Raw genomic sequence first — 9271 nt, forward strand, 5'->3', positions numbered from 1 at the left:
CAGGCGGTCGACGCTGCCGGCCTTCTTCACGCCTTCGGCCCACAGGTTGAAGCCCTGATAGGTCCCCATCGCAAGCTCGGTGATGTTGGGATAGTCGGCGCCGAAACGCTTGTGGAAGCTCTCCACGAACGCGGCGTTGACCGGGTTCTTCAGGTCCTGGAAATAATTGTAGCACACCAGAATGCCGTCGCACTCCTCGGGCGACAGCACGATCTGCTCGTTGCCGCCCGCGAATGTCGTGGATGCCATCGGAATGCTCTTGCGCATGCCGGCCGCGGCCCATTGCCGATAGAACGAGATATGCGCGCCGCCCACCAGCGCGGACCATACGAAATCCGGCTTCGCCGCCTGGATCTTGGAGATGGTCGGACCGAAATTGGTGACGTCGAGCGGGAAGAAGTCGATCGAAGAGACCTCGCCGCCATTATCGGTGACGTATTTCTTCACCCATTGCGACGTGATCTGTCCGTAATTGTAGTCGGCGGCGATGACATAGACCTTTTTGCCCCACTTCTTCATGGCATAGGGCACCAGCTTTTCCACCGTCTGCGCCGGCGTGACGCCGGTGTCGAACTGGTCGCGGTCGCAGACGCCGCCTTCATATTGGGTGTTGTAGAAATAGAGCGTCTTGAAACGATCGAGCACCGGCCGGATGACTTCGCGCGAGGCGGAGGTGATGCCGCCATGTACGACCGCGACCTTGTCCTTCAGGGCGGCCTGCTGGGCGAACTGGGTGTAGAGCTGCATGTTCGACTGGGTGTCGTAGTTGATCAGTTTGATCTGACGTCCGAGCAGGCCGCCCGCCGCGTTGGTCTGTTCGACGGCGAGCACGATCGCGTCCACCATGGGCTTGCCGTAGATGTCGAGGCCGCCCGAGAGATCGTGAATGCTGGCGACCTTGATTTCATCTGCCGCCCAGGCCTCGGAGGCGAACAGGCCGGTCGCGGCACCAGCGGCCGTGGTCTGCAAAAATTTCCTGCGGTTCATTTTCATTGCCATTGCTCTCCTCATTTTTCCAGCCACATCAGGCAACCAGATAATTCTTCAGGATAGACGCGCCCATGGTGGGCGGCGCGCCGTTCGATCGCGACGCCTGACGACGCGCCGTCGGCACGGCAATCGCCGACGCAAAGCAGTCCGCCCTTGCCGTGCTCGGGAAAGTAGCGGGTCGCCCCGGCACGACATGCGGCACATCCGTGTTGCTGCCGTGGTCGTCCGGCCGCAACGAGGAGATCGCCTCGATTTCGGGCGAAGTGCCGATGAAGGGTTGGTCGGACAAACTGATGATGTCGCTCCAGCGAATGCCGTCCTTGTCGATATGCACTTTTCGTACCCGTTCCGGCGCAGGGGGATTGAGCACGGCGGTCGAGGCACCACCTCCATTGTTCCCGAGTTCGGCGGCTTGACTGGCGCCGGGGTCGTTGATCATTGCGACACCTTCAATCCTTCGGCGGCACGAAACCTTTGCCGCGTGCCTCAATTCAGCTTCCCGTCCCCGCCGGCTTCGATCGCCAGAGCCAGCCGTATCAAGGTCGCTTCCTCGAAATGTCGGCCGACCAGCATCAGTCCGACCGGCAAACCATTGACCCTCCCGCATGGCACGGTAAAGGCAGGATGCCCGGATACGTCGAACGAGCAGGTATTTGCCTGCATGTTGAGCGCCGTGTCGATCAACGTGCCGAGCGGGGCATCAGCCGGCGGGATCGGCGTTGCCGTGAACGGAATCGTCGGCATCGCCAGCACGTCGAACTTTTCCAGGGCATCGTCATAGGCGTGCCGCAGCAGCCCCCGCAGGTTCTGTGCCTTCGAATGATAGCGTCCATGATAGTGCCGATGCATGTATTCGCCGAGCATCAGCACCAGCTTCACGGTCGGCGAGACGTCATTGATCCGCGTTGCCATGCCGCGCGCCAGCGCCTCCTGCATCGACACCGGATAGTAGCCCTGAACGTTGTTGCCGACGCCATATCCCTTCAGCATCATTTCGGCGGCGCCTTCGAGGATGATGCCGCTCCAGACATGCGGCCCATCGAGATGCCAGGGCACGGAAATCTCCGCGCTTTCGACCCCGACTTTGCCCAGCGCCGCGATCGCCTGCCGGACTTTCTCGTTTACGTCGGGGTCGCTCTCGGCATGACCAAATCCTTCATGCAGGATGCCGACACGCAAGCCTCGCGCGGGTTGGGTGAGCGCGCTCAGATAGTCGCCGGGGCGCGCAGCGATCGTGCGTGTATCCCAGCCGTCGTGGCCGGCGATCACGGTCAGGAGCCGCGCGACGTCATCGACGGACGCGCAGATCGGACCGCAATGATCGACCGAATAACTGATCGGCATCGAGCCGGTGGTCGGCACCAGGCCCCAGGTCGGCTTCAGCCCGTAGACGCCGCACCAGCTCGAGGGCGTCCGGATCGAACCGCCCTGGTCTCCGCCCAGCGCCATCGGCACCTCGCCGGAGGCGACCAGCGCGGCGCTGCCGCCGGAGGAACCGCCGGCGCTATGGGCCGGATTGTGCGGGTTGCGAATGACGCCACCGGCGCAGGTGTGGCTGGCACCGGAAAAGCAGAGATCCTCGCAGGCCGCCTTGCCGGCGATCGTGCCGCCGGCGTTCAAGATCCGCGTCACGACCGTGGCGTCGAACTCCGGCACGTAGCCTTCCAGCAGCGCCGAGCCGTTCATCATCGGCACGCCGGCGACGCAGATGTTGTCCTTGATCGCGACGGTCTTGCCGCTCAGCAATCCTTCGCTGCCGGACTTGATGTTGGTCTTCCAGTACCAGGCACCATAGGGATTTTCCGATGCCGCGGGCCGATAGCCCGGTGAGCGCGGCGGAACCGGCGCCAGCGCCGGAGCGACCAGTTCCTCGATCCTTCCATACGAGGCCAACGGCCCCTTGAAGGCCTGCCTGAAGGCTGCGACCTCCTCGCTGGACAGCACGAGGCCAAACTCCGCACCGAGCTGATCGATCTGCTCCAACGTCGGAAGCCGAACTGCCATGCTTCACCCACTCACTTCCACACAAACGAAAAAAGCCACCCGTGGCCCGTAAAGGCCCCCGAATGGCTGCAATGCCGCGTCTATCGATGGTCGCGTCGTCTCACGAGGCAGAACGAAACAGGGAGATCATCACTCAGACGTCGTCGGCTGTGCGAGAACTCATTCGTCATGCACGTATTTGCATGCACGTATTTACGTGCGCGGTAATAGTGTCTTACGCTGAGCGCGCTTGTCAATGAGACGCCGGCATCTTTTTTGAGCTGACGCCGCACAAAGCGCGCGCACGCAGGAGACAGATCGATGGCCTGGCGAAGAGATGGTTGCCACACGGAATTCGAGCGTCATTGATGACAAAGCCGACAATCCCTCTTGGCCTCGTGTTTTCGCGATCGGGCCCTTACGCCATGATGGCACGCGAGATGGAGAAGAGCGCGCTGATGGCGATCGATGAGGTCAATCAGAGCGACGAATTCGATTTCGCCTTTGCCTCCCGCTTGCGCGATCCCGGCGGTGTCGTCGCGGCCTATCACGCCGCTTGCGACAGCCTGATTCGCGAGGAGCAGGTCCAGCACATCGTCGGCTGCTATACCTCCGCCTCGCGCAAGCAGGTCATTCCGATCGTCGAACGCACGGAACGCCTGCTCTGGCATCCGGCCCGTTACGAAGGATTCGAGAGCAGCGACAACGTCATCTATGTCGGTGCGGCGCCGAACCATAACGTGGTGCCGCTGGTCCGGCATATGCTCGAGCAGATCGGGGCCGACGTGTTCTGCGCCGGCTCCAATTACGTGTGGACCTGGGAAACCAATCGCGTACTGCGTGAAATCGTGACCAGCGCGGGCGGCCACATTCTCGCTGAACGACTGCTGGAACTCGGCGAGACCGCGGTGGATCATATCGTGACGGAAATCATCGAGCGAAAACCGCCGGCCGTCTTCAACACGCTGGTCGGCGAGTCCAGCTATATCTTCATGCGCGCGCTGCACGCGGCCTGCAGGCGCGCCGGCATATCCATTCCCGTGCTGAGCTGCAGCCTGTGCGAGCCGGAACTGAAGCTGATCGGAGCCGATGCGTCGATCGGCTGCATCACCTCATCGGCCTATTTCGAAAGCATCGAAAGCCCGCAGAATCGCGCGTTTGTCGCGCGCTGGAAGGCGCGGCAAGGCGCGGACAGCCACCCGTCGGTGGACGGACAATCGACCTATGTCTGCGTCATGCTGCTGGCCCGCGCCATTCGTCGTGCCGGCTCCAGCGATATCGCCGCCGTCCGCCGCGCGGCCGCCAATCACCGCTACGATTCGCCGCAAGGCCCGATCTGGGTCGATCCCGACAACAATCACTGCTTCCTGACGCCACGCCTGGCGCGTGCCGCGCTAGGATGTCAGTTCAAGATCTTCTGGGAAGCCGACGCGCCGGAGCGTCCCGACCCCTATCTCTCCAATCTCGATCTGGCGTCGATCGCAGCAAAACCGGAAATGGCCGGCGATCCGCCCGCGAAGCGATCGGGCCACCACCTGCGGATCGTCAAATGACAAAACCATCCCCTTTCACCGTACGCGGCCGCCACGCGCTCCTGATCATGAAAGACGAGCGCGACATCGCGATCGTGCGTCGGCAATTCGACCGGCTCGGGATGTCGGTCACGGAGACCGATCCTTCTCAGGCGCAGTCGCAGCGAGGGCCCTTCGACGTGATGGTGCTGGACGCGGACTGCATGCCGATCAAATCCGAGCGGGCACCGTTGCCGACAATCGATGCGCCGATCATCGCCTTGATCGGCACCGAAACGCCGAGCAGGTTGAAGTGGCTGCTCGACCTGCGTCCGGCGTCATTTCTGGTCAAGCCGTTGCGTTCCGCCGGGCTCTACACCGCGCTCGTGGTCGCCTTCGATTTCGCGCAAAGGCGTGGCGAGGAAGCGGCCTATATCGAGAAATTGGAAGACCGCGTTCGCTCCCGCCGCGTCGTGTTTGGCGCGGTGCTGCAGGTGATGCGGAACCACACGCTTTCGGAAGAGGACGCATTCGCCCTGATCCGGCAGACGGCGATGCGCTACCGCACCACCATCGAGCAATTGAGCGCGGAGATCATCGCAGCCGGCGGCATCCCGAACCGGACCAACCGCAGCGCGTGAGCTAAAGGTCCGCGATCCGCTGCACACCGGCTTCGGCCATGCCCGACCAGGCCGCCGACAGCGAGCCCGCCAGATCGATCGCCCTGCAGCCGGATTCGATCACGACGGCCTCAAATCCCAGCCGGCGCGCGTCGATTGCGGAGTAGTAGACACAGTAATCGGTCGCAAGCCCGACCAGGAAGATCTTCTTCAAGCTCCGCTCGCGCAGATAGCCCGACAATCCCGTCGGCGTCAGCTGATCGTTCTCGAAGAAGGCCGAATAGGAATCGATCTGGCGGCGAAATCCCTTGCGGATGATGAGCTCAGCGCGGTCGGTTGACAGCTTGGGATGAAAGGCCGCACCCGCACTGCCCTGCAGGCAATGATCCGGCCATAGCGTCTGCGGGCCGTAGGGCATCGCGATCGTCTCGAACGGCGCAGACCCGGGATGACTGGTTGCGAACGAACTGTGACCCGCCGGATGCCAGTCCTGCGTCACCACCACATGCGCGAAACGTTCGGCAAGCCGATTGACGACCGGCACGACCGCATCGCCATCGGCCACCGCCAGCGCGCCGCCGGGACAGAAATCATTCTGCACGTCGATGATGAGCAGCACATCTTCGCCGGGCCGTATCTGCATGGACAGCCTTGATCACGGTTAATCTCTCAAATTCTAGCCGAGAGACGCGGATCCGACAGCAGTTTTTTCAGGGGATCGCGCGAACGGCGATTATTCCTTGCCCGCGTGAAAAATTTCCCGCCGTCCCTTTCCGCGGACCAGATGCGATCTGGCACCTCAATTGCATGCAAATTGGGCAGTTTGATCGCACAAGGACACAAGATGTACCCAAGGGATTTTGTGGCCGCGGCCACGGCCATGGTTGTTCTGTTCGCATCCTCCATGCCGCAAGCAAGCGCCGATGCGGCGAGTTGTCCTTCTCCCATTGCCTTCGGCCTGACGACAGCGCTCACCGGTAACCTGGCGCTGCTGGGCACCCAGGCGCGCAACGGCGCCGAGTTCGCGGTCGATGAAATCAACGCCGGTGGGGGCATCGCCGGCAAGAAGATAGCGCTGACGACGGAAGATACCGGCGCTTCCAGCACCGACGCGTTGAATGCGATGGATCGCATCATCGACGGCAAACCGCTGGTCATCTTCGGTTCGATGATCAGTCCGCACGTCTTCGCGCAAACCGATGCCGTCACGAAATCCGGGACGCCGTTCCTGGTCGGCGCCACCAACGCCAAGATCACGGCGCAAGGCAGCAAATGGCTGTTCCGCACCCATGTCCATGACGGACAACTCGCCGATCTGATCCCCCAATATCTGGTCAAGACCCTCGGCAAGACCAAGCCCGGCATCATGGCGGTCGCCGACGATTATGGCCTCGGCGCTTCCAAGGGCATTCAGGCCGCGCTTGCCAAGCTCAACGTCGCGCCGGCGGCGGTCACCTCCTACGCGCCCTCCGACAAGGACATGAGCGCGCAGCTGCTCGAGATCAAGGACAAGGGCGCCGACAGTCTGATCCTGTTCGGCCGGCCGGCGGACGTCGCGCTGGTCATGAAGCAGATGGGCGACCTCGGCATCAAGCTGACGCTGATCGGCAATTCCAGCGTCGTGGCGCAGACGACGCTGAACAATCTCTCCTCGGATGAAGCCGATGGCGGCTATGCGATCGGCGGCATGATCCCGCAAACCTCGACCGACCCGAAGATATTGGACTGGGCCAGGCGCGTACAGGACAAATACAAGGTGCCGGCCGATAATTTCACCGTCGCCTACTATGACACGGTCTACATTGTGAAATCGATCATCGAGAAGGTCGGCTGCGACAAGGCCGCGATCCGCGACGCCCTGGCCGCCACCAAAGACTGGAAAGGTCTCTTGATCAGCTATCAGGCCGATGCTTCCGGCGATCTCGCCCACACCCTTGGCATCTACCGCAACAACGGCAGGACGCCCGCATTGATCGGACCGATCAAGGAAGCAGGATACTGATTTCGATGGGCCAACTCGTCGTCAACGGGCTGGCGCTCGGCAGCATCTATGCGCTGGTCGCGCTGGGCCTGCTGTTGATCTTCAACACCGTCCAGATCGTCAATTTCGCGCAGGGACAGCTCTTGATGCTGGGCGCCTTCATCGGCATCAGCGGCGCGGTCACCCATAACCTGCCGATCGCGCTTGCCTGGGTCGTGACCATCGCGGCCATGGCGCTGATCGGCGTCGTGTTCATGCTGCTGGTCTATTTTCCGCTGCGCGGCCGTCCGCCATTTCTGGTGATCCTGACCACGATCGCGATGGGCATCGTGCTGGAAAACCTCGCTCTCATCATCTGGGGGCCGCTGCCGGTCTCGCTGCCGTCTCCTGTACGCGGGCCGCCGCTGCGCTTCGCGGGCGTCGTCATCTCGATGCACCAGCTCGCGATCTTTGCAACGTTGGCCGTGATCCTGTTGCTGCAGTATCTGCTGCTGACCAGGACACGCTTCGGCATCCTGATGCAGGCGACCGCGCAGGATCTGCATACCGCGCGCCTGGTCGGGATTCCCGTCAACCGGACCATTGCGGTTGCATTTGCGCTCGGCGCCGTGCTGTCCGGAATTGCGGGCCTGCTGGTGGCCCCGATCTTCCTGGCCGAACCGACCATGGGCGGCAGCCTTGGATTGAAGGGGTTCATCGTCAGCGTCGTCGGTGGCTTCGGAAATCTTCCCGGCGCCGTGATCGGAGGCATGCTGCTCGGCCTGATCGAGACGTTTGGCGCACGCTATGTCTCATCCGATTTCCGCGACGCCTATGCCTTCATCGTGATGATCGCCTTTCTCACGGCCTGGCCGCGTGGCCTGTTCGGCGAGAAGACGAGCGAGAAGGTCTGACGTGGAGCGCAGCCTGCCGATCGCAGTCGCCGTCATCGCCGCGCTGGCGTTTCCGGCGCTCGCGGCCGGCGACTACATCATTCAATTGCTCAACTTCGCAATCCTGAACGCGATCGTCGTGCTGGGCCTCAACTTCGCGACCGGCTGGACCGGCCAGATCAATTTCGGTCAGGCCGCGTTCTATGGTCTCGGCGCCTACGCGACCGCGATCGCGACCAAATCCGGCCTGCCCTGGATCGTCACGCCGGCGCTTTCCGTTGCACTCGTGCTCGCGGCAAGCCTGGTGCTGGGGCTGCCGACATTGCGACTGCGCACCTATTATCTCGCCATGACCACGATTGGCTTCGGCGAGATCGTACGCCTGATCATCGTCCACTGGGAGCCGGTGACCGGCGGCACGTCCGGCCTGCGTGCCATCCCCGGGATCAGCGTGTTCGGCCTCGCGCCGCGGGGCCAGATCCAGCACTACTATTTGCTGCTCGCGATGTTGGCGCTCGCGACCCTGGTCGCGGTCCGGGTCCGCCACTCGTCGCTCGGCCGCGACATGATCGCGACCCGGGACAGCGAGATCGCAGCCGAACAGAGCGGCGTCGACACCACCCGGACCAAGCTTCTCGCTTTCATGATCGGCGCGGTCTATGCGGGGCTCGCCGGCTGCCTTTACGCGTCGTCGATCCGCTTCGTCAGCCCGGACAGCTTTTCAGGCGTTCAGGCCGTGCTGCTGATGACCATGCTGATCGTCGGCGGCATGGGCTCCATTGCCGGCTGCATCTTTGGCGCCGTCGCATTGACCATCCTGCCGGAAGCGCTGCGCTTTCTCGGCCAATGGTATCTCGTGCTCTATGGCCTCGGCGTCATTGTCGTGGTCGTGCTGCTGCCCGGCGGGCTCGCGTCGATTGCGACGCTATTCCCGTTCCGCGGGTTGAGGCCACGATGACGGACTCTCCCATCGTCAGCGCGCGCGGCGTGACGCGGCGGTTCGGCGGGCTGCTGGCGCTCGACGGTGTCGATCTGGATGTGCCCGACGGCATCGTCCAGGCGATCATCGGCCCCAATGGCTCGGGCAAGACCACGCTGCTCAATGCGCTGAGCGGCGCGTCTCATGCCGATGCCGGTTCCATTCGCATCGACGGCAACGAGATCTTTCGCCTCAAGCCGCATCGCATCGCGCGGCTCGGACTTGCCCGAACGTTCCAGAACATCCGGATCTTCGGCAATCTGTCCGTCTTGGAGAACGTCAAGGTCGCGGCCGCCTGCCTCGTCAAGTCGTCGTTGTTCGACATCGTCGTCGGC

Annotated in this window: 10 protein-coding genes; 6 read left to right on the forward strand and 4 right to left on the reverse strand. The window is 62.8% G+C overall.

Annotated features, from left to right (window positions below; all coding sequences use genetic code 11):
* From WCB02_RS25165 to WCB02_RS25175, 3 genes are all read right to left on the reverse strand, one after another.
* A partial coding sequence (locus WCB02_RS25165; RefSeq protein ID WP_423962456.1) for an ABC transporter substrate-binding protein occupies positions 1–993 on the reverse strand: 993 nt, incomplete at its 3' end.
* Positions 994–1024: 31 nt separating this feature from the next.
* Positions 1025–1429 (reverse strand): hypothetical protein, encoded by a 405-nt coding sequence (locus WCB02_RS25170; RefSeq protein WP_423962440.1) that lies wholly within the window; start codon positions 1427–1429, stop codon positions 1025–1027.
* A 47-nt stretch (positions 1430–1476) separates the two neighbouring features.
* Entirely contained in the window at positions 1477–2994 is a 1518-nt protein-coding gene (locus tag WCB02_RS25175) for an amidase (protein WP_423962442.1), read from the reverse strand.
* A 347-nt stretch (positions 2995–3341) separates the two neighbouring features.
* Here WCB02_RS25175 and WCB02_RS25180 point away from each other — a divergent pair, with 347 nt between their 5' ends.
* Both WCB02_RS25180 and WCB02_RS25185 read left to right on the forward strand, forming a co-directional pair.
* Positions 3342–4526 (forward strand): transporter substrate-binding domain-containing protein, encoded by a 1185-nt coding sequence (locus WCB02_RS25180; RefSeq protein ID WP_423962445.1) that lies wholly within the window; start codon positions 3342–3344, stop codon positions 4524–4526.
* Positions 4523–5125: an ANTAR domain-containing response regulator gene (locus WCB02_RS25185; RefSeq protein WP_423962448.1), complete on the forward strand. Its 603-nt coding sequence runs from the start codon at positions 4523–4525 to the stop codon at positions 5123–5125. Before WCB02_RS25180 ends, WCB02_RS25185 begins: the two co-directional genes overlap by 4 nt.
* A 1-nt stretch (position 5126) precedes the next feature.
* Here WCB02_RS25185 and pncA read toward each other — a convergent pair whose 3' ends face one another.
* Positions 5127–5747 carry a bifunctional nicotinamidase/pyrazinamidase gene (gene pncA / locus WCB02_RS25190; RefSeq protein ID WP_423962449.1) on the reverse strand — a complete coding sequence of 207 codons (621 nt, stop codon included), beginning with the start codon at positions 5745–5747 and terminating at the stop codon, positions 5127–5129.
* A gap of 261 nt (positions 5748–6008) precedes the next feature.
* On the opposite strand from pncA, the gene WCB02_RS25195 reads away from it, so the two are divergent.
* From WCB02_RS25195 to WCB02_RS25210, 4 genes are all read left to right on the forward strand, one after another.
* On the forward strand, positions 6009–7106 hold the full coding sequence (locus tag WCB02_RS25195; RefSeq protein ID WP_423962451.1) for an ABC transporter substrate-binding protein: 1098 nt from the start codon (positions 6009–6011) through the stop codon (positions 7104–7106).
* A gap of 5 nt (positions 7107–7111) precedes the next feature.
* Positions 7112–7978, forward strand: coding sequence for a branched-chain amino acid ABC transporter permease (locus WCB02_RS25200; RefSeq protein ID WP_423962452.1), 867 nt, complete (start codon positions 7112–7114; stop codon positions 7976–7978).
* A gap of 1 nt (position 7979) precedes the next feature.
* Positions 7980–8915 carry a branched-chain amino acid ABC transporter permease gene (locus WCB02_RS25205; RefSeq protein ID WP_423962453.1) on the forward strand — a complete coding sequence of 312 codons (936 nt, stop codon included), beginning with the start codon at positions 7980–7982 and terminating at the stop codon, positions 8913–8915.
* Positions 8912–9271: ATP-binding cassette domain-containing protein (locus WCB02_RS25210; protein ID WP_423962454.1), on the forward strand; the 360-nt coding region annotated here is incomplete at its 3' end. The genes WCB02_RS25205 and WCB02_RS25210, both read left to right, overlap by 4 nt.

This window comes from Bradyrhizobium sp. (assembly GCF_049581145.1).
Taxonomy (GTDB): Bacteria; Pseudomonadota; Alphaproteobacteria; order Rhizobiales; family Xanthobacteraceae; genus Bradyrhizobium.

What these genes read in the sequence shown, in the direction of transcription:
- WCB02_RS25170 (WP_423962440.1), bottom strand. Translation starts at nt 1,429, where the DNA reads ATGATCAACGACCCCGGCGCCAGTCAAGCCGCCGAACTCGGGAACAAT.
- WCB02_RS25185 (WP_423962448.1), top strand. Translation starts at nt 4,523, where the DNA reads ATGACAAAACCATCCCCTTTCACCGTACGCGGCCGCCACGCGCTCCTG.
- WCB02_RS25200 (WP_423962452.1), top strand. Translation starts at nt 7,112, where the DNA reads ATGGGCCAACTCGTCGTCAACGGGCTGGCGCTCGGCAGCATCTATGCG.
- WCB02_RS25180 (WP_423962445.1), top strand. Translation starts at nt 3,342, where the DNA reads ATGACAAAGCCGACAATCCCTCTTGGCCTCGTGTTTTCGCGATCGGGC.
- pncA (WP_423962449.1), bottom strand. Translation starts at nt 5,747, where the DNA reads ATGCAGATACGGCCCGGCGAAGATGTGCTGCTCATCATCGACGTGCAG.
- WCB02_RS25195 (WP_423962451.1), top strand. Translation starts at nt 6,009, where the DNA reads ATGCCGCAAGCAAGCGCCGATGCGGCGAGTTGTCCTTCTCCCATTGCC.
- WCB02_RS25175 (WP_423962442.1), bottom strand. Translation starts at nt 2,994, where the DNA reads ATGGCAGTTCGGCTTCCGACGTTGGAGCAGATCGATCAGCTCGGTGCG.